Origin of the sequence: Paraburkholderia phytofirmans OLGA172 (genome assembly GCF_001634365.1) — a bacterium.
GTDB lineage: Bacteria > Pseudomonadota > Gammaproteobacteria > Burkholderiales > Burkholderiaceae > Paraburkholderia.
In genome coordinates this window covers 1,053,298-1,076,821 of record NZ_CP014578.1, presented here as the reverse complement: position 1 = coordinate 1,076,821, position 23,524 = coordinate 1,053,298, and the positions used below count along the sequence as shown (strand labels likewise).

15 protein-coding genes are annotated in these 23,524 nt (G+C 63.8%); 6 read left to right on the top strand and 9 right to left on the bottom strand.

Features of this window, described 5'->3' with window-relative positions:
• Positions 1-26 precede the first annotated feature (26 nt).
• The gene (gene dnaE / locus AYM40_RS04575; RefSeq protein ID WP_063495192.1) at positions 27-3,605 is read right to left on the bottom strand and encodes a DNA polymerase III subunit alpha; all 3,579 of its coding nucleotides are present in this window, start codon (positions 3,603-3,605) and stop codon (positions 27-29) included.
• A 416-nt stretch (positions 3,606-4,021) separates the two neighbouring features.
• Here dnaE and AYM40_RS04570 point away from each other — a divergent pair, with 416 nt between their 5' ends.
• Complete coding sequence (locus tag AYM40_RS04570; RefSeq protein WP_063497836.1) at positions 4,022-4,885, top strand: sulfurtransferase; 864 nt, start codon at positions 4,022-4,024, stop codon at positions 4,883-4,885.
• A 240-nt stretch (positions 4,886-5,125) separates the two neighbouring features.
• Positions 5,126-6,010, top strand: a complete 885-nt coding sequence (gene gluQRS, locus AYM40_RS04560) for a tRNA glutamyl-Q(34) synthetase GluQRS (RefSeq protein WP_063495190.1) — start codon at positions 5,126-5,128, stop codon at positions 6,008-6,010.
• Here the strand turns inward: gluQRS and AYM40_RS04555 are convergent, their stop codons facing one another.
• The 6 genes from AYM40_RS04555 to purT form a co-directional block, all read right to left on the bottom strand.
• Positions 6,011-7,498, bottom strand: coding sequence for a DEAD/DEAH box helicase (locus tag AYM40_RS04555; protein ID WP_063495189.1), 1,488 nt, complete (start codon positions 7,496-7,498; stop codon positions 6,011-6,013).
• A gap of 490 nt (positions 7,499-7,988) precedes the next feature.
• The gene (locus AYM40_RS04550) at positions 7,989-9,425 is read right to left on the bottom strand and encodes an aldehyde dehydrogenase family protein (RefSeq protein ID WP_063495188.1); all 1,437 of its coding nucleotides are present in this window, start codon (positions 9,423-9,425) and stop codon (positions 7,989-7,991) included.
• A 99-nt stretch (positions 9,426-9,524) separates the two neighbouring features.
• A complete protein-coding gene (locus tag AYM40_RS04545) occupies positions 9,525-11,177 on the bottom strand; it encodes an acetolactate synthase large subunit (RefSeq protein WP_063495187.1) in 1,653 nt (550 codons plus the stop codon).
• 291 nt (positions 11,178-11,468) lie between these two features.
• The gene (locus tag AYM40_RS04540; protein WP_063497835.1) at positions 11,469-11,837 is read right to left on the bottom strand and encodes an MliC family protein; all 369 of its coding nucleotides are present in this window, start codon (positions 11,835-11,837) and stop codon (positions 11,469-11,471) included.
• A 74-nt stretch (positions 11,838-11,911) separates the two neighbouring features.
• Entirely contained in the window at positions 11,912-12,124 is a 213-nt protein-coding gene (locus AYM40_RS04535; protein ID WP_063495186.1) for a DUF6726 family protein, read from the bottom strand.
• A gap of 131 nt (positions 12,125-12,255) precedes the next feature.
• Positions 12,256-13,470, bottom strand: a complete 1,215-nt coding sequence (gene purT, locus AYM40_RS04530; protein ID WP_063495185.1) for a formate-dependent phosphoribosylglycinamide formyltransferase — start codon at positions 13,468-13,470, stop codon at positions 12,256-12,258.
• A gap of 277 nt (positions 13,471-13,747) precedes the next feature.
• Between purT and AYM40_RS04525 the strand changes: the two genes are divergently transcribed.
• Positions 13,748-14,287 (top strand): META domain-containing protein, encoded by a 540-nt coding sequence (locus tag AYM40_RS04525; protein ID WP_063495184.1) that lies wholly within the window; start codon positions 13,748-13,750, stop codon positions 14,285-14,287.
• Between the two features lie 435 nt (positions 14,288-14,722).
• Complete coding sequence (locus tag AYM40_RS04515) at positions 14,723-19,033, top strand: DNA translocase FtsK (RefSeq protein ID WP_420488471.1); 4,311 nt, start codon at positions 14,723-14,725, stop codon at positions 19,031-19,033.
• Between the two features lie 194 nt (positions 19,034-19,227).
• Here the strand turns inward: AYM40_RS04515 and AYM40_RS04510 are convergent, their stop codons facing one another.
• Positions 19,228-20,520 carry a lactonase family protein gene (locus AYM40_RS04510; protein ID WP_082854939.1) on the bottom strand — a complete coding sequence of 431 codons (1,293 nt, stop codon included), beginning with the start codon at positions 20,518-20,520 and terminating at the stop codon, positions 19,228-19,230.
• 142 nt (positions 20,521-20,662) lie between these two features.
• Here AYM40_RS04510 and AYM40_RS37975 point away from each other — a divergent pair, with 142 nt between their 5' ends.
• Entirely contained in the window at positions 20,663-20,815 is a 153-nt protein-coding gene (locus AYM40_RS37975) for a DUF3096 domain-containing protein (protein WP_073429502.1), read from the top strand.
• Positions 20,816-21,034: 219 nt separating this feature from the next.
• Here AYM40_RS37975 and AYM40_RS04505 read toward each other — a convergent pair whose 3' ends face one another.
• Positions 21,035-21,280 (bottom strand): hypothetical protein, encoded by a 246-nt coding sequence (locus AYM40_RS04505; RefSeq protein WP_063495180.1) that lies wholly within the window; start codon positions 21,278-21,280, stop codon positions 21,035-21,037.
• A gap of 230 nt (positions 21,281-21,510) precedes the next feature.
• Between AYM40_RS04505 and AYM40_RS04500 the strand changes: the two genes are divergently transcribed.
• Positions 21,511-23,391 (top strand): glycoside hydrolase family 15 protein, encoded by a 1,881-nt coding sequence (locus tag AYM40_RS04500; RefSeq protein ID WP_063495179.1) that lies wholly within the window; start codon positions 21,511-21,513, stop codon positions 23,389-23,391.
• Positions 23,392-23,524 lie beyond the last annotated feature (133 nt).

Sequence of the window (23,524 nt, the reverse complement as noted above, 5' to 3'; positions counted from 1 at the left end):
CGCGCACCGCGTGAGCAAACCAGCCATCAATAAACGATTTCGATCGAGCTTCCGGCAAACTCACCGCGCAATGCCGCGAGCAATTCGTCGGTCGGCTTTACGCGCCACGCGTCGCCCAGACGCATTTCACCTTGCGCATTCTCGCTGCGATAAACCACCTGCACGGCGAGACCGTTCGGAATCTGCACAGCCTGCCGCTGACCGCCAGCGCCGCCATAGCCCCCGCCGTTGCGGCCACCGCCGCCTCCATTGCCACCGCGCGATGACGCCGCCGGTGCCGGCGCAGCTTGCGGCTCGTCCTTACCCGCGCTATGCGCTTCGAGCACGCGCCGCAACGCCGACGCGTCCGCGTTGCCGTTCATCTGCACCTTCACGGCTTCCGCATAACGGCAACGCGCGCGGCCGAGATCCATCACCGTATCGACGGTGAAACGGATGCCGCCCGTGAACGCGTCGTTACGCGCCGAGCCTTGCACGACCAGTAGTTCGTCTTCCTTGAACAACTGCTTGTGCGCTTCAAAAGTCTCGTTGAAGACCGTCACTTCGCATTGGCCGGTGCCGTCGTCGAGCAACGCGATCAGCATCTTGCCGCGCTGGGTCATCTGCGTGCGCAGCGACGCGATCACGCCCGCGACCAGCTTGTCGCGCCCTTCCTTCAGTTCGCCGATTTTCTGGCGCACGAAACGGCGCACTTCGTCCTTATAGGCATCGAACAGGTGGCCCGACAGGTAGAAGCCGAGCGCGCCTTTCTCTTCCTGCAGCTTCTTCTTTTCCGGCCATTCCGGCTCGTCGACCAGCTCGTGCCCTTGCGACGGCGCGTCGCCCATGTCGAACAGGCCCGCCTGCATCGCGTTGGCGCTTGCCTGCTCGGCCGCTTCCATTGCCAGCGAGACGGAGGCGATCAACTGTGCGCGATTCGCATGCAGCGTGTCGAACGCACCGGCGCGGATCAATGCTTCCACCGTCCGGCGATTGACGATACGACGGTCGACCCGGTTGCAGAAATCGAAGATATCGATGAACGGACCTTCTTCGCGCGCGCGGATAATTTCTTCGATCGCGTTCTGGCCGCTTCCCTTGATCGCACCGAGGCCGTAGCGAATCGTTTTCGACCGCTTGCCGTCCGCTTCCGCAACCGGCTCGAAACGGTATGCGGACAGATTGATGTCCGGTGGCAGCACGGCCATCTTGTTCGTGAGGCAGTCCTCGAACAGGATCTTGACCTTGTCCGTGTCGTCCATGGCGAGCGACATATTCGCCGCCATGAATTCGGCCGGATGGTGCGCCTTCAGCCAAGCCGTGTAGTACGCGAGCAGCGCATACGCCGCCGCGTGCGACTTATTGAAGCCGTAGCCCGCGAACTTCTCCATCAAGTCGAAAATTTCGTCGGCCTTCTCGCCGGCCAGCCCGTTCTTCGCGGCGCCCTGGCGGAACAGCTCGCGATGCTCGGCCATTTCCTCGGCCTTCTTCTTACCCATCGCGCGACGCAACAAGTCGGCGCCGCCGAGCGAGTAGCCGCCGATGATCTGCGCCATCTGCATCACCTGCTCCTGGTAGACCATGATGCCGTAGGTCTCTTTCAGAACAGATTCAACACGCGGATCCGGATACTCCACCACTTCGCGGCCGTGCTTACGCGCACAGAAGCTCGGGATCAGGTCCATCGGGCCCGGACGGTACAACGCCACCAGCGCGATGATGTCCTCGAAGCGGTCAGGCTGCGCGTCTTTCAGCATGCCTTGCATGCCGCGGCTTTCCAGCTGGAACACGGCGACCGTGTTCGCTTTTTTCAGGATCGAGAACGACGCCGCGTCGTCGAGCGGCACCTGCGCGAGCGACCAGTCTTTCTTCGACGGATCGAGACGGCGGATATAGCGCTCGGCCCAATCCAGAATAGTTAGCGTGGTGAGGCCCAAAAAGTCGAACTTCACGAGGCCGACGGCTTCGACGTCGTCCTTGTCGTACTGGCTCACGACGCCGCTTTCGTCGCCCTGCGTATAGAGCGGGCAAAAATCGGTCAGCTTGCCGGGCGCGATCAGCACGCCGCCGGCGTGCATACCGACGTTACGCGTGAGGCCTTCCACGCGTTGCGCGAGTTCGAGCAGCTGATGCACTTCGTCTTCGTTGTCGAAGCGCTCCTGCAACAGCGGCTCTTCCTTCATCGCGTCGGCGATGGTCACGTGCTTGCCCGGCTTGAACGGAATCAGCTTGGCGATGCCGTCGGTGAACATGTAGCCGAGATCGAGCACGCGGCCGATATCCCGCACCGCTGCCTTCGCCGCCATCGTGCCGAAGGTGGCGATCTGCGACACGGCGTCCGCGCCGTACTTCTCCTTCACGTACTGAATCACACGGTCGCGGCCGTGCTGGCAGAAGTCGATGTCGAAGTCGGGCATCGAGACCCGTTCCGGATTCAGGAAACGCTCGAACAGCAGGTTGTAGCGCAGCGGATCGAGGTCGGTTACGCCGAGCGCATACGCGACCAGCGAACCCGCACCCGAGCCACGGCCCGGACCTACCGGCACGCCGTTGTTCTTCGCCCAGTTGATAAAGTCCGCAACGATCAGGAAGTAGCCGGGAAAGCCCATCTTGATGATCGTGCCGCACTCGAATTCGAGGCGCTGGTAATACGTTTCGCGCTGCGCCTCGCGCTCGGCCGCATCCGGGTACAACTGTTCGAGACGCTTTTCGAGGCCTTCTTTTGACAATTGCACTAGGTAGTCGTCGAGCGACATGCCGTCGGGCGTCGGGAAGAGCGGCAGCTTCGGCTTGCCGAGTTCGAGCGTCAAATTGCAGCGCTTGGCGATTTCGACACTATTGGCGAGTGCCGACGGAATGTCCGCGAACAACCCTGCCATCTCGTCTTGCGTGCGGAAATACTGCTCGGACGTAAAGCGCTTCGAGCGGCGCGGATTCGCCAGGATGTCGCCTTCGGAAATGCACACGCGCGCTTCGTGCGCGGTGAAATCGTCCGGCGTCATGAACTGCATGGGATGGGTGGCCACCACCGGCAATTTCAGCGACGCCGCGAGCGCAACCGCCTGCTGCACGTACTGCTCGCCGCCCGGCTGGCCGCATCGTTGCAGTTCGATATAGAAGCCGCCGGGGAATACCTTCGCCCAATGCAATGCGTTGCGTTTGGCCGCTTCTTCATTACCGGCGGCGAGCGCGAGGCCGATGTCGCCCTGTTGCGCACCCGACAACGCGAGCAGGCCTTCACCCAGACCCGACTCGAGCCAGCCGGCTTCGACTTCCGCGCGGCCGCGATACTGGTTGGTGAGCGATGCCTTGCTGAGCAGCTCGCACAGATTCAGATAGCCGCGGCGGTTTTTGACCAGCAGCAGCAAACGCGAAGGCTTGTCGCGGTCGTCCGGATTGGTGATCCAGACGTCGCAGCCGGCAATGGGTTTGACCCCTTTGCCGCGGGCTTCCTTGTAGAAACGGACGAGGCCGAACGCGTTGCCGAGGTCGGTAAGGGCGAGCGCACCCTGACCGTCTTTGGCGGCGGCCTTGACGATGTCGTCAAGACGCACGATGCCATCGGCAATCGAGAATTCGGAGTGGACGCGAAGATGAACGAAGCGGGGATCTGACATGGGCGACATTGTAACTCCACCCTTCTGGAGTTTTCAGGCCAAAACCGCGCGTTAGCCGTTCGGCTTAGGACGGAAACGCGAACGCACCGTACACCGGCGTTGTGCAGGCGGTGGACGGTTTCGTTGGTCGGGCGCGCGCGGTGCGCTTCATATGCTCGAACGGACCTGCCGGAGAAAATTCGGCGGTATTTCGCTCGCCAGAGCGCGTGGCCCGGTGCGAGCGCGCAAGCAAGCGCCATGCGAGTTTGCGAGCGATTTGCGCTGCCGCAAGGGGTTGGCCATTCGGCCGAGTCGGCCAAAGCGCCGGCTTGAGGGATAATACGGGTTTCGCCCTTTTCGACGTGGCCGCGCCGCATGGAGTTTGAATGCGGGCGTTTCAATGCGCCCCCGTTTTCCGCGCCGCCATTTCTTACCGCTGGACACACATGAGTATCGTCAATCTCGCCGCGTATCATTTCGCGACTATCGAAGACACCGCCGCATGGCGCCCGCTCGTCACCGAGCGCTGCACTACGCTCGGCTTGCGCGGCACCGTCCTGCTGGCGCCGGAAGGCATCAACCTGTTCGTCGCGGGCACGCGCGAAGCCACGGACGCGTTCATCGACTACATCCGTCACGACGCGCTGTTCGAAGGCAAGTTCGCGAACCTGCAGTTCAAGGAAAGCCTGTCGGACAAGCAGCCGTTCACCCGCATGCTGGTCAAGCTCAAGCGCGAGATCATCACGATGAAAAAGCCGGCGATCCGGCCGGAGCTTGGCCGCGCGCCATTCGTCGACGCTTCCACGCTGAAAGGCTGGCTCGACCGCGGCCATGACGACGAAGGCCGCCCCGTCGTCATGCTGGACACACGCAATGCATTTGAAGTGGACGTCGGCACGTTCGACGACGCGCTCGACTACCGCATTACGAAATTCAGCGAGTTTCCCGAAGTCATCGAACAAAACCGCGCCGATCTCGAAGGCAAGACGGTCGTGTCGTTCTGCACAGGCGGGATTCGCTGCGAGAAGGCGGCGATCCACATGAAGGAAGTCGGCATCGAGAACGTGTACCAGCTCGAAGGCGGCATCCTGAAGTATTTCGAGGAAGTCGGCGGCGCGCACTATCACGGCGACTGCTTCGTATTCGACTACCGTACCGCGCTGAATCCACAACTGGAACCGACCGCGACCGTGCAATGTTTCGGCTGCCGCGCGGTGGTGATGCCCGGGGCGCAACAATCGCCGATGTACGTGGCGGGCAAGACATGTCCGGAATGCCATCCGGACAGCAAGGCGACGCGCGCCGCGTGATAAGCGCAAGCGCCTTCGCGCGATCGCGGCGAGGCACGCAGGTCGTGCTCAGCGCATCACAGGCTCCGGCCACCGCAAACGCGAAGAGCACGGGCCGGGTGCGCCGCGACCGCCAGCGCTGCGGCGCCGCGTTTAGCGGTCGCATGGGCTTCGAACGAGATCGAGCCATGCGCGGTTGCTGACATGCGCGACGAAGATAAGCAAGACGCCCCGTTTTTTCCGCACTAATCCATCCGACCCATGACTTATCGTGGACGCTTCGCTCCGTCGCCTACCGGACCCTTGCATTTCGGCTCACTGGTGAGCGCGCTCGCAAGCTGGCTGGACGCGCGCGCGCATGGCGGAGCGTGGCTTGTGCGGATCGAAGACATCGACGGACCCCGCACCGTCGCTGGCGCGGCCGAGGAGATTCTGTCCACCCTCGAACACTTCGGCATGCATGCAGACGAGCCGCCCGCCTGGCAAAGCGATCGTATTGCGCGCTATCAGGAAGCGCTGGAGCAATTGAAGGCTGCCGGCCTGGTCTATCCATGCGGCTGCACGCGCAAGGAGATTGCCGACTCGCTGCTGCATGCGCACGCGCGCAACACCACGCTCGCCTACCCTGGCACCTGCCGCAACGGCCTGCATGGCAAACCGGCGCGCGCATGGCGCCTGCGCGTACCCGATGGCGATGCTGCGGTGATCACATTCGAGGACCGCTGGCAGGGCAAGCAGACGCAGAACCTGGCCACCGAGGTCGGCGACTTCGTCCTGAGACGTGCCGACGACCAGTGGGCATACCAACTGGCGGTGGTGGTCGACGATGCGGACGCGGATATTACGCACATTGTGCGAGGCGCGGACCTGATGGATTCAACGGCCCGGCAGATTTACCTGCAGCGTTGCCTTGGCGTACCGACGCCGGCGTATTTGCACGTACCGGTGGTGACGAACGATCAGGGTGAAAAGCTCAGCAAGCAAAACGGCGCAACCGCGCTTGACAATGACAAGCCGTTTGAAGCGCTGAGCGCAGCCGCTCGTCATCTGGGCCTTGGATTAGACGGGACTGCGCATACTACGCTAGAGGGCTTTTATGCTGCCGCGACGGCAGCGTGGGCGCAGCGCACGGGCGTGCGAATGTGATCAGGTAGACGACGGCGACTTCCTCGGCATCCCAAACCCACCCAGCAACGCAGCCAACGGCTGCTTGGACGAAGACTTCTGCGGAGCACCAGCAGAAGCGGCAGCCGCCTCCTCAACCTTCCTCACAGAAGCCGCCGAGGGCTCATAAGGCTTAAAGAAAAAATCATCCACAGGCTGTGCGCGATGATGATGCGGCCGATCGAACGAACCCGAGGACGAAGCCCCCGAACGCCGGCGACCACCTCGCTCGTCACGGCCCTCTGCGCGGCCATCAACGCGTTCACGCCGCGGCGGACGCTCTTCATGGTGATGCCGCACCGGCGTATCCACGGTCAGGTGTTGCACATCCAAAGGCCGCTTGATCAGCTTCTCGATATCGGCCAGTTGCTTCCGCTCATTCGGGCTGCACAGCGACAAAGCATCACCGGAAGCCCCAGCACGCCCAGTGCGTCCAATCCGGTGCACATAATCTTCCGCGTTAAACGGCAGATCGAAATTGATCACAGCAGGCAGCTCAGCGATATCCAAACCACGCGCGGCGACGTCAGTCGCCACCAAAGCCTCGATCTCGCCACGCTTGAACGCATCCAGAGCCTGCATTCGTTCATTCTGCGTGCGGTCACCGTGAATCGCCGTGGCGACCACGCCGTCGCGCTCCAGGCTCCGCGCCAGACGGCTCGCGCCGATCTTGCTATTACAGAACACGATCACCTGCTTGAGGCCGCGGTCGCGAATCAGCTTAACAACCGCGCCCGTCTTGTCGCCCTCGGCGACCTCATACACGATCTGCGTCACATTGGTCGCGGTCGAATTGCTGCGCGCGACTTCGATCGTCTGCGGGTCGCGCAGATACGTGGCGGCCAGTTTCTTGATTTCGCCCGAGAACGTGGCCGAAAACAGCAGCGTCTGACGTTCCTTCGGCAGCAGGTTCAGGATGCGCTGCAAATCCGGCAGAAAGCCCATGTCGAGCATCCGGTCGGCTTCGTCGAGCACAAGGATCTGCACCTGGCCGAGATTGGCGGTTTTCTGCTGCACATGATCGAGCAGACGGCCCGGCGTGGCGATCAGAATTTCGACGCCGCGGCGCAGCTGCTCGGACTGCGGATTCATGTCGACACCGCCGAACACCACGGCGCTGCGCAGCGCCGTGTGCTTCGCATACGACTGCACGTTCGCCGCCACCTGGTCGGCCAGTTCGCGGGTCGGCGTGAGGATCAGCGCGCGCACCGGATGGCGGGCGGGCGATGCGCTCGTGCTGGCTTGCGGCAGCAAGCGCTGGATGATCGGCAGCGAGAAGCTGGCGGTCTTGCCGGTGCCGGTTTGCGCGGCGCCCATCATGTCACGGCCGGCCAGCACGACGGGAATCGCCTGCTCCTGGATCGGCGTAGGGATGGTGTAGCCCGATTCTTTGACGGCTTTCAGGATGTCGGGCGCGAGACCGAATTGATCAAAAGTCGCAGTGCTGGGCGTGACGGCTGTGTCGGACATGGTGGCTTTCGCTAAAAATGCGCTTGGCGCGGTGCGCGCGGCAGCGGTCGGAACCGCAGAGGGCATCAGGATGAAGGCGGAGCCACGGCGTTCCGCACGGGACCCGTCAGTACTACGGGAAAAATGCGGCCGGCTCCGGCCGGCGGAAACACCCGCCGGAAAGGCCGGTATTGTAGCACTTCAGCAAAAACACTCATGGCGCATCCGCCGGCTTTCTGCGTAGGCTGCCGAAAGCCCAACGGCGAGCAGTTCGTCAGGCCGTCCGTGCCGGCTCTGGAAGACGGCCTGCGAGGGTCGGAACGCCTCGCTGGCAGCGTAGTGCGTGAGTGCGACAGATGCATGACAGTTCGGTTCGCCCCAGCCGCGCCGCGGAACGCCCGACGCAGGCGCGCGGATACCGCACACCACGACGGAGCCCCGAATACCTGAAGAAGACGCGAAGGTCTGGAAGGCGCCCGCATCATCGTCATGCGCCGCCGCTCACGCCCTGTCACCACGTCTCGCGCATCACCATCAAGCGCATTTCGGTCATATCCTCAATCGCGTAGCGCACGCCCTCGCGCCCCAGCCCAGAATCTTTCACGCCGCCGTACGGCATGTTGTCGACCCGGAACGACGGCACGTCGTTGATCACCACGCCGCCCACGTCGAGTAGATCCCACGCGCGATGCGCATGGGCGAGCGAGTCGGTGAACACGCCGGCTTGCAGGCCGAAGTCGCTGTCGTTGACGGTAGCCAGCGCGGCATCGAAATCGTCGAAACGCTCCAGAATCGCCACCGGGCCGAAGGCTTCCTTGCGATAGAGGTCGGTGTCGGGCTTCACGCCTTCGAGCAGCGTGGCCTCGAACATCGCGCCCTCCACCTTGCCGCCGGCGACAATCTTCGCGCCCGCCTGCACCGCGCTTTCCATCCAGCCGGCGAGACGGTTGGACTCCGATTCGGAGATCATCGGCCCGACAAAGGTCTTTTCGTCCTTCGGATCGCCCATGACAAGCGACCTGGTCTTCGCGATCAGCTTCTCGCGCAGCGCGTCGTAAAGCGTCGCATGCACCAGAATCCGCTGCACGCCGATACAACTTTGCCCCGACTGATAGAACGCGCCGAACGCCAGCCGGTCGACCACATAGTCGAGCTTCCCGCCCTGATCGCCGTCGACGATCGCCGCCGCGTTGCCGCCCAACTCCAGAATCACCTTCTTCTTGCCGGCCTTTTTCTTCAGTTCCCAACCCACCGCGGGCGAACCGGTGAAGGACAGCAGCTTGAAACGCTCATCGGTGGTGAACAGATCGGCGCCGTCGCGATGCGCCGGAAGAATCGAGAACGCGCCTTTCGGCAAGTCGGTTTCCGCCAGAATCTCGCCCATGATAAGCGCGCCGACCGGGGTGCGGCTCGCCGGCTTCAACACGAACGGCACGCCCGCCGCGATCGCCGGCGCGACCTTGTGCGCGGTCAGGTTAAGCGGAAAATTGAACGGCGAGATAAACGAGCACGGACCGATCGGCACACGCTTCACATAGCCGTGATAGCCCTTCGCCCGTGGCGAAATCTCCAGATTGATGATCTCGCCGTCGATGCGCACCGACTCTTCGGCCGCCACCTTGAACGTATCGATCAGACGCGTGACCTCGCCTTTCGAGTCGTTGATCGGCTTGCCCGCTTCGATACACAGCGCGAGCGCCAATTCGTCGTATCGCTCGCGAAACCGCTTCACGCAGTGTTCGAGCACGGCCTGGCGCTTGAACGGTGGAAACGCGCGCATTGCGGGCATCGCGTCGACGGCATAGCCGATCGCTTTGTCGATCGCCGCCGCGTCCGCCATCGCCACACGGGTCGCCACTTCGCCGCTGAATTTATCCGTCACTTCGAGATCGGTGTTAGCGGCCACCGCTTCGTTCGCGAGGTAGTACGGGTAACTCTTGTTCAACATGACGCATTCTCCTTGATCCAATGCCTGACATCAGCCATGCAGCCAGCAAGGGTTATGCACAGTTGCCGCTCATGGCTGCTCCGTCCATCACTGTTCCACTCATAGTTGCGCAGACAGCCGCTTGATCTCGCGATTCAGCACACGCTCGTTGTCCGAGTAGTCGATCGGCAGATCGATCACATGCACACCCGGCGTCGCAAAACATTCGCGCAGCAGCGGCGCGAATTCCGCGGCCGATTCAATGCGATGACCCTTCGCGCCGTAACTCTCTGCATATGCAACGAAATCCGGATTGTTCAGCGTCATACCGTAGTCCGGGAAGTTCATGTTTTCCTGCTTCCAGCGGATCATGCCGAACGCGTCGTCGCGCAAAATCAGGATCACCAGATCAAGCTTCAGGCGCACTGCCGTTTCCAGTTCCTGTGAATTCATCATGAAGCCGCCGTCGCCGCACACAGCCATGACCTTGCGGTCCGGGTGCACGATCCTGGTCGCGATCGCCGACGGCAAGCCGGCGCCCATCGACGCCAATGCGTTATCGAGCAGCAGCGAATTCGGTTCGTGCGCGCGGTAGTAGCGCGCGAACCAGATCTTGTACATGCCGTTGTCCAGACACACGATGCCGTCCACCGGCGTGGTCTCGTAGACGTCGTTGACGATCCGCACCGGGTACATCGGGAAACGGTCGTCGTGCTGGCCTTTGACCAGATGCGCCTCGAAGTGCTGCTTGATCTCCTTGAAACGCGTGAAGTCCCAATGCTCCTGCTGCTCCTTGAGACTTTCCTTCAACTGCCACACGGCGTTGGCGATGTCGCCGACCACTTCGATCTGCGGGAAATACACCGTATCGACTTCCGCGCCGAGAAAGTTGACGTGAATCACCGTCTTCTCGCCGGCCTCGCCGCTGCGCATGAAAAACGGCGGCTTCTCGATCACGTCATGGCCGACATTGATAATGCAATCCGCGTGGTCGATCGCGCGGTGTACGAAGTCGCCGTCGGACAAAGTCGCGTTGCCGAGCCACATGGGGTGCGATTCATCGATCACGCCCTTGCCCATCTGGGTCGTAAAAAACGGAATGCCGATCTGGTCGACGAACTCGCGCAACATCTTGGTAGTGGTCTTGCGGTTGCCGCCCGCGCCGATCATCAGCAAGGGATGCTTCGCTTTCTTGATCGCCTCGACTGCGCGCGCCACGGCTTTTTCTTCCGCGACCGGACGGCGGCTGAAGCTCTTCGGAATCGGGTGGCCGTCGCCCTCTTCGTGCGCGACGTCTTCAGGCAATTCGAGGTGCGTGGCGCCGGGCCGTTCTTCTTCCGCCTGACGCACCGCCTCGCGCACGGTGGCCGGAATATTGCCGATCGACACGATCTGCCGCGTGTACTTGGTGAGCGGCTCCATCATCCGCACCACGTCGACGATCTGAAAATGCCCCTGCTTGCTGGTCTTGATCGGTTTCTGCCCAGTCACCATCAGCATCGGCATGCCGCCCAACTGCGCGTACGCGGCAGCGGTCACGAAGTTGGTCGCACCCGGCCCCAAGGTGGCCAGACACACGCCGGTGCGGCCGGTGAGGCGCCCATACGTGGCGGCCATGAACCCGGCAGCCTGTTCGTGACGCGTAAGAATCAGGCGAATTTTCGAGCGGCGCAGCGATTCGAGCAGATCGAGATTTTCTTCACCGGGGATGCCGAACACGTACTCGACACCTTCGGCTTCCAGCGATTTGACGAACAGGTCCGATGCTTTCATGGAGGGTCTCGCTTGATGAAACGGACACGGGCCATGAGCCCCCGCCCGTTGAGGTCCGAGGTCCGGTAACGGTCGATCGAAGACGACGGCAACCGCGCCAGCCATGCGCGGCCTGACATTACGGCGATAGCGGCAACAGTGGCGACGGCGAGGGCAGCGGACACGGCAGAGGCCACGCCGGACAGCTTACTACTCGAACGGAAAGGATGCGCGCAGACGGGCAGCGCCGCAAGACGGAGGCAAACGTAAGGTGGGCAGGCGGCGTGTCTGAAGAAAGCCACCGCATCATGCTCACCGAGTGATGGTGACGCAATCAGACAGCATCGGCGAGGCGTTTTCGCCGGCTGTCGCGTCGTACAGCTCGGCGCGCGGGCCTTTGGTCCACCAGGTGTAGCTGCCGGCCTGATACTTCGCGCCGGAGGCCGATATCGTGTTGACGAACAGCAGTTGCTGGCCCTTGACAGGCACGAGCGCGAAGCTTTGGCCGTTCGCCGTGTTCCAGTAGGTCACTTGCAGAATCTTGCCGGTCGCACAGGTGTATTTGTGCGTCTGGCGATTCCTGGCCTGAATCTCGGCGAGGCGCGATGGCTCGGCCCATGCATTGCCGTACAGCGCCGCGAGCCCCGCTGCCGTCGTGACTGCGGCAAGCCATTTCTTCATGAGATGCCGCGATCGTTGTTGCACATCAAGCATAGGTGGCGCGCCTTGCTCTGCGGTTGGGGTTGCGGCTGTGCTTATGGATCGATCACGGCGGCGCACGCGTCGGTCGGCGCGGCCGCCACGTGCCCGACGAGCGGGACGATCTTCAAGCCGGCCGACGCGACCCGGCATGGCGCAGCGGCGAGGCCGCACCCTGTCATCCCGGCACACAGCGCGAGCAGCACGCCAAGTGCGCCAAGACGGCCGAACCTTCCAGACCGCATGTTCATGCGGGACTCCAGGGCCATACGTACCTCTACTTCAACGAACTTCAATCAGTCTGGTTTCGCGCGCGGCGAGTTTGCGCGGCGCGCGAGTACTTCACTTCACTGCGCATCGATGCACTGCGGCACCGCCAGGCAGCGCGCATCGACGCATGTTACTTCGTGGAAACCGGCCGCACCGCCGCCGCGGCCTGCTTCGCACGCGAGCGTGCTTCGTCGATGGTCTCGCCGGTAGCCAGCGCCACGCCCATGCGCCGCTTGACGAAACTCTCCGGCTTGCCGAAGAGACGCAGATCCGCATTCGGCACGGCCAACGCTGCCGCGACACCTTCGAAAGCGATAGCCGCCTCGTCCAGACCGCCGTAAATCACCGCCGACGCGCCCGGCGCCCGCAGCGACGTGTCCACCGGCAAGCCGAGGATCGCGCGCGCATGCAGCTCGAACTCCGAGAAGCGTTGCGAGCACAGCGTGACGAGGCCCGTATCGTGCGGACGCGGGCTGACTTCCGAGAACCATACGTCATCGCCGCGCACGAAAAGTTCCACGCCGAACAGGCCCCTGCCGCCCAATGCCGCGGTCACCTTGTGCGCCACTTCGCGCGAACGTTGCAGCGCGAGCGGGCTCATCGGCTGGGGCTGCCACGATTCGACGTAGTCGCCCGCCACCTGCACGTGGCCGATCGGGTCGCAGAAGTACGTGCTGACTTGCCCGCTCGCCGGATCGATCGCGCGCACGGTCAGCTGGGTGATTTCGTATTCGAAGTCGATAAAGCCTTCGACGATCACGCGGCCGTGATTCACGCGGCCGCCCGCCATCGCGTATTGCCAGGCGGCGTCGACATCCGCGTCGCTCTTCAACACCGACTGCCCCTTGCCCGACGACGACATCACCGGCTTCACGACGCACGGATAGCCGACCTTGGCGATACCCGCGCGCAGCTCCTCGAGCGAATCGGCGAACGCGTACGGCGAAGTCGGCAGGCCGAGTTCTTCAGCGGCCAGACGGCGGATGCCTTCGCGGTTCATGGTGAGTTGCGTGGCGCGCGCGGTCGGGATCACTTCGGCGAGGCCGTCGGTTTCGATGGCGGCAAGCGCGTCGGTTGCGATCGCCTCGATCTCGGGGACGATCAGGTGCGGACGTTCCAGTTCGACCAGTGCGCGCAAGGCGGCGCGATCGGTCATGTCGATCACGTGCGAGCGATGTGCGACCTGATGGCCTGGCGCATTCGGATAACGGTCGACGGCGATCACTTCGACGCCCAGCCGTTGCAGCGCGATGATCACTTCCTTGCCAAGCTCGCCGGCGCCGAGGAGCATGACGCGCGTAGCGGATTCAGAAAGGGGCGTGCCGATCCGTTGGCCGATCTGCATGGGGTCTCCAGATAAAAGTCGGATGAGGGTGGGATTGGGTGGAACACGATGTTAACATGCGCACCCCGCACCGCACCCGATGCGCCGACGCCGCGCGCACCGCGCCGCGCCTTGCTCGCCGGGTCCGCGTTGCTATCAGTGCGTAAGGTGCGCAGAAGGTGCCGCGGCGCCAACTGCAACGCACGTGTTTAAGTCCGCTCTCACGCCGTTGCGCTCGCGTGCGGCGAGCTTAGTGCGTTACCCTTACGCCTTCGCCAGTTTGAAGAGGAACGACGCCATGCTCCAAAGCTCCTCCGCGCGAGGTGTTGCGCGCTTCATCCCCTATGCGCGCACGGCCATCGCCGCGTTGAGCGTCGCCGCGCTATGCAGTGCGTGCGCCATACCGAAGCATCCGGATTCGGAAGCCGCACCGCCCGATCCGTTCAATCCGGCCGCCACCCAGTTGCTCGACGACACCAGTTGGGTGCTCACCGGCTGGAAACAGGCCGACGGCACGGCACGCGCGATTCCAGCCGCCGATCAAGGCGCGCCGATCACGCTCGTGCTCTCCACCGACAAAGGCCAGCGTCACGCCAGCGGCTTTTCCGGCTGCAACCGCTACATGGGCTCGTATGCGCTGAAAGACGGCAAGCTGAGCTTCGGCACCCTGGGCGGCACGCGCATGGCGTGCACGACGCCGGGCGGCCAGATCGAAGGCTCGTATCTCGACGCGCTGACGCACATCGACCGCACCGGCGTGCAGATGCGCGCGCCGCAGCAGATGCAACTGGTGCTCGATAACGGCGACACGCTCACGTTCGACCGCAACGCCAAATGACGGGTACATGGAGCGGTGGGATCGATATGAATCAGGTGGCAACCCGGCCGGCACGACGGGACGACGAAATCGCCGACACCCGGGCTTGCACGGCAGCAAGCAATCCTGTCCGCATAGCGCGCCCCAGCGACAGTCGCGGCAGTTGTTTTTCACCGACGGCGGGTCGCATGCCGGCCTGCTTTCCGATTTGACGCAAGCATATTTGCGTCCGCCTTCGAAGCATCGGGCTTCGCCGGTTAAACTCGACGGATTGCGTTTTGGCGCGTCCGTCATTCGTTGATGTCTAGTATGCACACGGTAGTTTTCGGCTGGTTCGGCGGGTCAGCCGTCTGGTTTATTCCTCTTTTGTGGCGCCTCGTGAAGTCGGTGCTGCCAGGCGGCGCAGGTCTGCGCGGCCCCGGCACGATCCGTCTTTGGCTCGGCTTCGTCTGTGTAATGGTGGCGAGCTGCACGCTGGAGGCGTCGCTGATCGGCGCGGCCGGCGTGAGCGGCTTCGGCCATGCACTGGCGGCGGGCTTCGGTCATCTGCTCGGGCATATCGGCACGCCGCTCGCGGCGCTCGCCCTGCTCGTGATCAGCCTGCCCTGGCTGATCGACTTCCGCTGGCGCGACGTCGCCGTGTGGGCCGATGGTGCATTCGGCCTCGGGCTGTCACGCGGCCTCGCCAAACGTGACGAGGAAGCGCGCCGCCATCGCAGCGTCGATGACGGTTTGCCGTCGCATGTATCGCCGTCCACCAATACGATGGCGCCGAAAATCAATGGACGTTATGCGCGCCCAACCGTCTGGCGGCCGCCGGCGAGTGGCCGCGCCGCGGCTGCGGCTAGCGGCGCGGCGGGTGCAACGACTGCCAGGGACGCGGCGTCACGCGGCGCCGGGGAGAGCTGGCGCGCCGGCGCGGTGAAAACGCGCAGCCGGGCCGCGCAGGCAGAGCCGATGCTGCGTACGTCCGCTGGCACGCCGCCGCGCCAGGTCCCACTGCAAGTGCCGATGCAGGCGCCGACACCCTCGCTGAACACAGACCGGGCTGCATGGATGCCGGCCGAGCCGGTTGCGCCGGCCGGATGGTTGCGTGAGGCGGCAACGGCGCCACGCGCGTCCACCGCGCCGGCCGCTTCGACTGCGGCATCAGGAACGACCGCGAGTCCGGCTCGCGAGAGCGCTTCCCAGGTTGGCCGGCGCTCGGCTGGCGAGCAACGTCCGGTGGGATCGTTGGCGGCCGACTCGGGCATGGCGGGTGTGGCTGGTTCCGCGAGCGCAGTCGCCGCTCCGGCTGCTGCGGCACAAGCGATACACGCAGCGCACGCGATGGCGCCAACGCGGATGGCGCCAGGTTCGACAGCCGGTTTGGCGCCAAACGCCTCCGCTGGCGCAGCTCGTCCGTCGACGCCCCAGAGTTCAGCCGCAGGAGGATCTCAGGGAAGTCGCTCCACGGCGGCCCCGCAGCCGTTCTCGTCCGCTTCGCGCGCGAACCCCGCCATCACGCCCGTGCAGCCCACGCGACGCCCGGCTTCGTTCAGCGCGCCGGCCCCCAGCTATACCCGGCCGATGGCCACGGCACAGAAAGTCACGCCGCCCGCCAGCGTCCAGGAGACGCTTCGCAGCATCGCAGAAAACGCCGCGCGCTGGACCGACATCGCCGGCGTCAGCCTCGCGCGCAGCAGCGGCGCGGAAAACACGATGACCGCGACGACCCCCTTGAACACCGAGCCGTCGGTCGAGGCCGGGAACCCGGGCGTGGCTTTGTCGCTCGCAAGCGAAGCTGAAATGGACGCGGTACCGAGCGTAAGCGCGCCTTTGCAGGACGTAGCCGAGGCTGCGCCGGACTCTACGCCGGCGCAGCTGCCAGTTGAGACGCCGCAGATCGATGCCGCATTCGCGGCGTCGGTCGAAGAAGACACCAAGCCCGTCGTGCAATGGCCGATTGAGCCGCCGGTTATCCAGATTCCGTTGGCATCGGCATTGGCACCTGCACCTGCACCTGCACCGGCATTGGCGTCGGCACCTGCGCCTGCGCCTGCGCCTGCATCGGCACCGGCATTGGCGTCGGCACCTGCACCTGCACCTGCACCTGCACCTGCACCTGCATCGGCATTGGCGTCGGCACCTGCACCGGCATTGGCACCGGCCCAAGGAGATGCAGTGGCGCTGGTGGAGGCATCGGGATCCGCATTGGCACCGATACAAGCACCAGCACCAGCACCAGCACCAGCACCAGCACCAGCACCAGCACCAGCACCAGCCGCGCAGTATGCAGCCCCGGTGCCCACGCCCACACCGTTTCAAATCTTTGCAGCCCAGTTGGAAGCGAGCAGCGCGCAAACGGACATGTCGCCGTTCGTCGAAAACGAACCGACGCAATTCGCGAGTCAGAGCGACGGCAATGCAAACGCACCCGCTGAACGCGAGCAGCCGATCAATCAGGCTGCGGCACCGTCGCAGGTTGCGGCATCGGATGTCGCCAACATCGCCGTTCCCGCAAAAGCAGCGCGTCCCGAAACATTGCGCACTGAGCAGGGGCAGCCGTTTGACCGGCCGGCAGCGTATTCACAAATTGCGGCGTCGAATGACGCTACTGGTGCTGATACAGCGGCCGTAGCGCAGGTTGGCGAAATGCGCGCCGAAGAAGTGCCTTCGTCCCGCCCGCCCGCCGCGCCGTCGCAGGACGCGACGACGCACGTTGCACAGTTCACCCCCACGCACGCGCACACCGCGACGCCTGTGCCGGTGCATCACGCCACGCCGCCGTGGCACGTCGAGAGCGTGAGCGAAGCGTCCGCGCCAGTCGACGTAGAAGAGATGGACACGCCTGCCCTATCGGACGTATCGGACGTATCGGACGATTTGAACGCGTCAGCCGCCCTGGACGCTTCGACCGTCGCCGCAGTAGAGCCGCAAAGCACCACATCGCACGCGTCGAACGTGGTTCGCTTCCCGCGTTTCGCGGTTCAGGCCGCAGTGACCTCTGCCGCCATCGTCGACGAAGCCGCCAACGGGCTGGGTTACGCACCGAGCGCACCGAGCGCACCGGCAGCACCGGCAGCCCCGGCAGCGCCGGGCTTCCCCGCCATCCAAACCGCACCATCTGCAACCTACCTCACAACCGAACCCTCGACCGAACCTGCCGAACCTGCCGAACCTGCCGAACCTGCCGAACGCGCCGAACGCGCCGCGCCTGCCGAACCCGCCGAGCCCGCCGTCCAGCGCACGCCGCTGCGCGGCCACAGCCCGGCCAACGGCTTCGAGTTCCGCGCGCCCGCGGCATCGATAGTCGAGCTGCCGACGCTCGACCTGCTCGCGCGTGCCGACACCGACGTCGAACCCGTCTCCGAAGAAAAGCTCATCGAAACCGGCCTGCTGATCGAGCAGCGTCTGCAGGAATTCAAGGTGCCGGTGACAGTGGTCGGCCACTCGGCTGGCCCCGTCATTACGCGTTTTGAGATCGAACCGGCGCTCGGCGTGCGCGGCAGTCAGATCGTCGGCCTGATGAAAGACTTGTCGCGCGGCCTCGGTCTCACGTCGATTCGCGTGGTCGAGACGATTCCCGGCAAGACCTGCATGGGTCTCGAGCTGCCGAATGCCAAGCGGCAGACGATCCGCCTGTCCGAAATTCTCGAAGCAAGCGTCTATCAGAACTCGCATTCACGGTTGACGCTGGCGATGGGCAAGGACATTACCGGCCATCCGGTGGTCGCCGATCTGGCAAAAGCACCGCACATGCTAGTGGCAGGCACGACGGGTTCGGGCAAGTCCGTGGCGATCAACGCGATGATCTGCTCGCTGCTCTACAAGGCGACGCCCGAAGAAGTGCGGCTCATCATGATCGACCCGAAGATGCTGGAACTGTCGGTGTACGAAGGCATTCCGCATCTGCTCGCGCCGGTCGTCACCGATATGAAGCTGGCGGCCAACGCGCTGAACTGGTGTGTCGGCGAAATGGAAAAGCGCTATCGGCTCATGTCCGCGGTCGGCGTGCGCAACCTGGCCGGCTTCAACCAGAAGATCCGCGATACGGAAGCCAAGGGCAAGAAGCTCGGCAACCCGTTCTCGCTGACGCCGGAAGCACCGGAGCCGCTCGCGCCGCTGCCGCTGATCGTCGTGGTGATCGACGAGCTGGCCGACCTGATGATGGTCGCGGGCAAGAAGATCGAAGAACTGATCGCGCGTCTCGCGCAGAAGGCGCGCGCCGCCGGCATTCACCTGATTCTGGCGACGCAGCGTCCGTCGGTGGACGTGATCACCGGCCTCATCAAGGCGAACATTCCAACGCGCGTGGCGTTCCAGGTATCGTCGAAAATCGACTCGCGCACGATTCTCGATCAGATGGGCGCCGAATCGCTGCTCGGCCAGGGGGACATGCTGTTCCTGCCGCCGGGCACGGGTTACCCGCAGCGCGTGCATGGCGCATTCGTCGCCGACGAGGAAGTGCATCGGATCGTCGAGTATCTGAAGCAGTTCGGCGAACCGCAATACGAAGAAGGCATTCTCGACGGCCCGGCCACCGAAGGCGCCTCGCCCGACCTGTTCGGCGACACGCCGGATGCCGAAGCCGATCCGCTTTACGACGAAGCCGTTGCCTTCGTGGTGCGCACACGGCGCGCGTCGATCTCGTCGGTGCAGCGGCAATTGCGCATCGGTTATAACCGTGCGGCACGCCTCGTCGAGCAGATGGAAACGGCGGGCCTGGTGTCGGCAATGGGCATCAACGGCAGCCGCGAAGTGCTCGCGCCGGGACCGGCGGAATAGCACGCAAATAAGCACGCAAAGCCGGCAGCGCTCGACCAAAGCCAGCCGAAAAAAACGGGCCGCTCGAAGCGGCTCGTTTTTTCATGCAACGCGCGTGTTCAAGTCACGCGGCAACAATTCAAATGCCTGTGCGCATTCAGATCACGCGCCAAACGCATGCTCACACCCGTTCATATTGCGCGCGCAATCGCGATTCACGACGGCGACACCAGCTTGAAGTCGACCGGTGAGTCGATCTCGATACGCTTCGGATTCGCTTCGAGCAATCCGCTCTGCTGATCGCGCTTGAACACATACACGGTGCCACTGTTCTGATTGCCGACGATCAGCCAATTGCCGGTCGGGTCGATCGCGAATTCGCGCGGCGACTTGCCGAGGCTCGGCTGACGCCCGATCTTCTTCAGATGACCGTTGGCCGGATCCACCGAGAAGATCACGATCTCGTTCGCATCGCCGCGATTGGTGGCGTACAGGAAGCGCCCGTCCGGCGACAGGTGAATGGCCGCGGCACCCACTGCGCCCTTGAAGCCCGGTTCCGTCAGCGAGATCGTCTGCACCTGCGCGAGCTTGCCGTCAGCGTAGTTGAAGGTGCTGACCGTAGCGGCCAGTTCGCTCGTCAGATACGCATGCTTGCCGTCCGCGCCAAACACCAGGTGACGCGGCCCCGTGCCGGCCTTCTCCTGGGTGTAACGCCAGTCGGTCGGGCCGAGCAAGCCACGGCTTCCGTCCGGCGTATAGCGGTACGAGTACAGCTTGTCGGCGCCCAGGTCTTGCGCGAACAGGTAGTGGCCGTCCGGCGAGAACACGGTGGAGTGGACGTGCGAGTTGTCCTGGCGTCCCTTCACCGGACCGCCGCCTTCATGGTGCACCGTGAGCACCGACGCGCCCACCTGGCCATCCGCCTGCAACGGGAACACCGCGAAGCTGCCGCCCGGATCGGCCGCCACCGAGTAGTTCGCGGTCAGCAGATATTTGCCGTCCGGCGACAGGCTCAGATAGCACGGATCATTGCCGTCCGACGAGACCTTGTTGAGAAAGGTCAGCTGGCCGCTCGCGGCGTCGAAGCGAAACGCGCTGATGCCGCCGCGCTGCGTGGCCGGGCCGTTGTCCCCGGGCAATTCGTTCACCGCATAGACGAAGCGCCGGTCACGGCTCACCACCAGGTACGACGGGTTGACTGTCTGCGCGACCGACACGCGAGTCGCTTCGCCCGTCTTCGTGTCGAAGCGATAGACGTACAGGCCCTCGCTCTTGCCGCCGGTGTAAGTGCCGACCAGCATGTCATAGACGCCGTCGGCGGGAGCCGGGCCGGAATCTTGGGCAAACGCATGCGAAGCAACGATCGAGACCATGAGCACGAAACCTTTTATTATCGAGCGGGCGGAGCGCAGAGGAGTTGGCCGCCCGCCGCGCCATGAGGTGGATTGAGCAGAAAGCAATGGAGAGCTTGAAACGGCACACACGGCAGCCCGGTGACGACGAAGCATATGACCTCCTGGACATCGGTTATTCGGTGGATTCGTTCGTAACGGTGTCTCCGGTCTGCCGCGCAATCGGTCGAATTGTTTTATCGAGGCAAGTATAAGTTTTTTCAATCGCGTCTCACCCCACTCACACTACGGAGTCTTCATGAACGTCACACTCAGCCTGGGCCCGCTGGTTTCGTTGATCGCCGGTATTCTGATCCTCGTCATGCCGCGCCTGTTGAACTACATCGTCGCGCTCTATCTGATCATCATCGGCATCATTGGGATTTTCGGCGTGGGAGCGTCGCACTTCTAGGCGGCGGCAGTCGGCAAGATGAGCAGGAAAGAGCGCGCGGCCGGGCGCAGTGCCGGCCCGGCAACGTCTCGCACGAACGGGGTACCGCGATGAAAAATGGCACGCGTATCGACGCCGGTTGCAGCAGCGCAACAAGCGGCATGGCAAAGCGGCATGGCAAAACGACAAGTGCGCGCCAGACGCGGCGTGCCGCGTGCAAGACAGCCGCGCAGCGGACAGTCAGCCGTTCGAAAGCTGGTCGAGCCGCAAACGCCCCTGCAACGACAATCCGCCGACGGCATAATGACCGTCACCTTCATGATGACGGCGGAAGCAGGCCCGTTCGATCAGAAAGGCCGCAGCGGCCAGCATTCCGTTGCGGCTCAGGCCCAGCCGGCCATGATCGAGCGGCAACATCGAATCGTCGGCCAATTCGCTGGCGGCCGAGAGAATCGTGATGCAATCGGATTTCGACGGGTTCAGCATTGCTTGGGTCCTCGAAAGTGGCGTCTCTATGCGCCAAGGGGAAGGCCGGTGCATGATCCGGAGAGCTCGGCGCATCGGCATGAAAAACGATTGTAGGCAGTGATTTGACAATTACCAACTCGCGTTTTGCCGTATTGCGTGCTGAACCAAAGCGCATCGCACGGGTTCGGTAAAAATAACCACCTTTTGCGCGGCGGTCCCCGCCTCGCGTAAAACCGACACGCTCCTCCATGCCCGCACTCATCGAAGACTACGCGCTCATCGGCGACGGCCACACTGCCGCGCTCATCTCCCGGGATGGGTCCGTCGACTGGCTGTGCTGGCCGCGCTTCGACTCCGGCGCCTGCTTCGCCGCCCTGCTCGGCACACCCGACAACGGCCGCTGGCTGATTGCGCCAGTTTCGGATACGCCACCCAGCATCACGCGCCGCTATCGCGGCGAAACGCTCATTCTCGAAACCGATTTCGAAACGCCCGAAGGCGCGGTCACGCTGATCGACTTCATGCCGCCGGGCAACGGCTGGTCGGAAGTGGTGCGGATCGTGGTCGGCAAACGCGGCACGGTGCGTATGCAGATGGAACTGGTGCTGCGCTTCGACTACGGCTTTTCGATTCCGTGGGTCGACCGCCTGACGCACGACAGCGGCATCAAGGCGATTGTCGGCCCCGACACCGCGGTGCTGCGCACGCCGGTCGACTTGCGCGGCGAGAAGATGAAGACCGTTGCGGAGTTCACCGTGACCGAAGGCGAACGCGTGCCGTTTTCGCTGGCTTATGCCGCGTCGCACCTACGCATTCCGCCGGGCCGCGATCCGCACACGTCGCTCGCCCGCACCGAGAACCATTGGCTCGAATGGTCGGCGCGCAGCACCGTCGAAGGCAAATGGGCCGCGCCGATCCGCCGCTCGCTGATTACGCTGAAGGCGCTTGCGTACGAGCCGACCGGCGGCATCGTCGCCGCGCCCACCACGTCGCTTCCGGAACAGTTGGGCGGCACGCGCAATTGGGACTACCGCTACTGCTGGCTGCGCGACGCCACCATCACGCTGCTCGCGATGATGCGCGGCGGCTACTACGACGAAGCCCGCGCGTGGCGCAGCTGGCTCGGCCGCGTGATGGCCGGCGCGCCCGATCAGTTGCAGATCATGTACGGGATCGCCGGCGAGCGGCGCCTGCCCGAGTTCGAAATCGACTGGCTGCCGGGCTATCAGGATGCCAAACCCGTGCGGATCGGCAACAACGCGGTCGGGCAGCGCCAGCTCGACGTTTACGGCGAAGTGATGAACGCGCTGCATCTCGCGCGCGTCGGCGGCCTGCAGGCGGACGACACCGCATGGAACGTGCAGCGCGCGTTGCTCAGCCATCTCGACACGATCTGGCAAGAGCCGGACGAAGGCATCTGGGAAACCCGCGGCGGCCGCCAGCACTTCACCTTCTCGAAGGTGATGGCGTGGGTCGCCTACGACCGCGCCATTCGGTCGGCCGAAATGTTCAAGCTGGAAGGCCCACTCGATGAATGGCGTGCAACCCGCGCGACAATCCACGCGGAAATCTGCGCAAAGGCATGGAATCCGGCGCTCAACGCGTTCTCCCAGTCCTACGGCAGCGACCAGCTCGATGCGAGCGTCCTGCTGATGCCGCTGGTCGGCTTCCTCCCGCCCGCGGATCCGCGCGTCACGGGCACGGTAGCTGCAATCGAAAAGGACCTGATGCACGACGGCTTCGTGATGCGCTACCGCACCACCGAATACGACGACGGCCTGCCGCCCGGCGAAGGCACCTTCCTCGCGTGCTCGTTCTGGATGGTGGACAACCTGGCATTGCAGGGCCGCATCGATGAAGCCGTCGCGATGTACGAACGCCTGCTTGGCCTCTGCAATGACGTCGGCCTGCTCGCGGAAGAGTACGATCCGGCCGCGAAGCGCCTCGTCGGCAACTTCCCGCAGGCGTTTTCGCATGTGGCGCTGGTGCACACCGGCCTGAACCTGATGAAACACGAACAGGCGATGGCCCAGGCGACCGGGCAGCCGCCGCATAACGAAAGCGTGGCAGCAGAACTTGAGGCTGTGGCAACCCCCGATAGCGGCGCGGCAGCATCGCCAGTACCATGATTTAATGACACTTTGCGCCGCAGTTCGCGTAAATTGCTGCGTTGCACAAGCACGCTTTGTTCAGTATGATCCAGCAGACTGTTGGCCGAAAATCAATGTGCCCACAACCAGTACGGCCTGCCGCAACGCCACA

Excerpts from the sequence above, each read along its gene's own strand:
- dnaE (WP_063495192.1), bottom strand. The coding sequence starts at position 3,605 with ATGTCGCCCATGTCAGATCCCCGCTTCGTTCATCTTCGCGTCCACTCC.
- AYM40_RS04570 (WP_063497836.1), top strand. The coding sequence starts at position 4,022 with ATGAGTATCGTCAATCTCGCCGCGTATCATTTCGCGACTATCGAAGAC.
- gluQRS (WP_063495190.1), top strand. The coding sequence starts at position 5,126 with ATGACTTATCGTGGACGCTTCGCTCCGTCGCCTACCGGACCCTTGCAT.
- AYM40_RS04555 (WP_063495189.1), bottom strand. The coding sequence starts at position 7,498 with ATGTCCGACACAGCCGTCACGCCCAGCACTGCGACTTTTGATCAATTC.
- AYM40_RS04550 (WP_063495188.1), bottom strand. The coding sequence starts at position 9,425 with ATGTTGAACAAGAGTTACCCGTACTACCTCGCGAACGAAGCGGTGGCC.
- AYM40_RS04545 (WP_063495187.1), bottom strand. The coding sequence starts at position 11,177 with ATGAAAGCATCGGACCTGTTCGTCAAATCGCTGGAAGCCGAAGGTGTC.
- AYM40_RS04540 (WP_063497835.1), bottom strand. The coding sequence starts at position 11,837 with ATGAAGAAATGGCTTGCCGCAGTCACGACGGCAGCGGGGCTCGCGGCG.
- AYM40_RS04535 (WP_063495186.1), bottom strand. The coding sequence starts at position 12,124 with ATGGCCCTGGAGTCCCGCATGAACATGCGGTCTGGAAGGTTCGGCCGT.
- purT (WP_063495185.1), bottom strand. The coding sequence starts at position 13,470 with ATGCAGATCGGCCAACGGATCGGCACGCCCCTTTCTGAATCCGCTACG.
- AYM40_RS04525 (WP_063495184.1), top strand. The coding sequence starts at position 13,748 with ATGCTCCAAAGCTCCTCCGCGCGAGGTGTTGCGCGCTTCATCCCCTAT.
- AYM40_RS04515 (WP_420488471.1), top strand. The coding sequence starts at position 14,723 with ATGGTGGCGAGCTGCACGCTGGAGGCGTCGCTGATCGGCGCGGCCGGC.
- AYM40_RS04510 (WP_082854939.1), bottom strand. The coding sequence starts at position 20,520 with ATGCTTCGTCGTCACCGGGCTGCCGTGTGTGCCGTTTCAAGCTCTCCA.
- AYM40_RS37975 (WP_073429502.1), top strand. The coding sequence starts at position 20,663 with ATGAACGTCACACTCAGCCTGGGCCCGCTGGTTTCGTTGATCGCCGGT.
- AYM40_RS04505 (WP_063495180.1), bottom strand. The coding sequence starts at position 21,280 with ATGCTGAACCCGTCGAAATCCGATTGCATCACGATTCTCTCGGCCGCC.
- AYM40_RS04500 (WP_063495179.1), top strand. The coding sequence starts at position 21,511 with ATGCCCGCACTCATCGAAGACTACGCGCTCATCGGCGACGGCCACACT.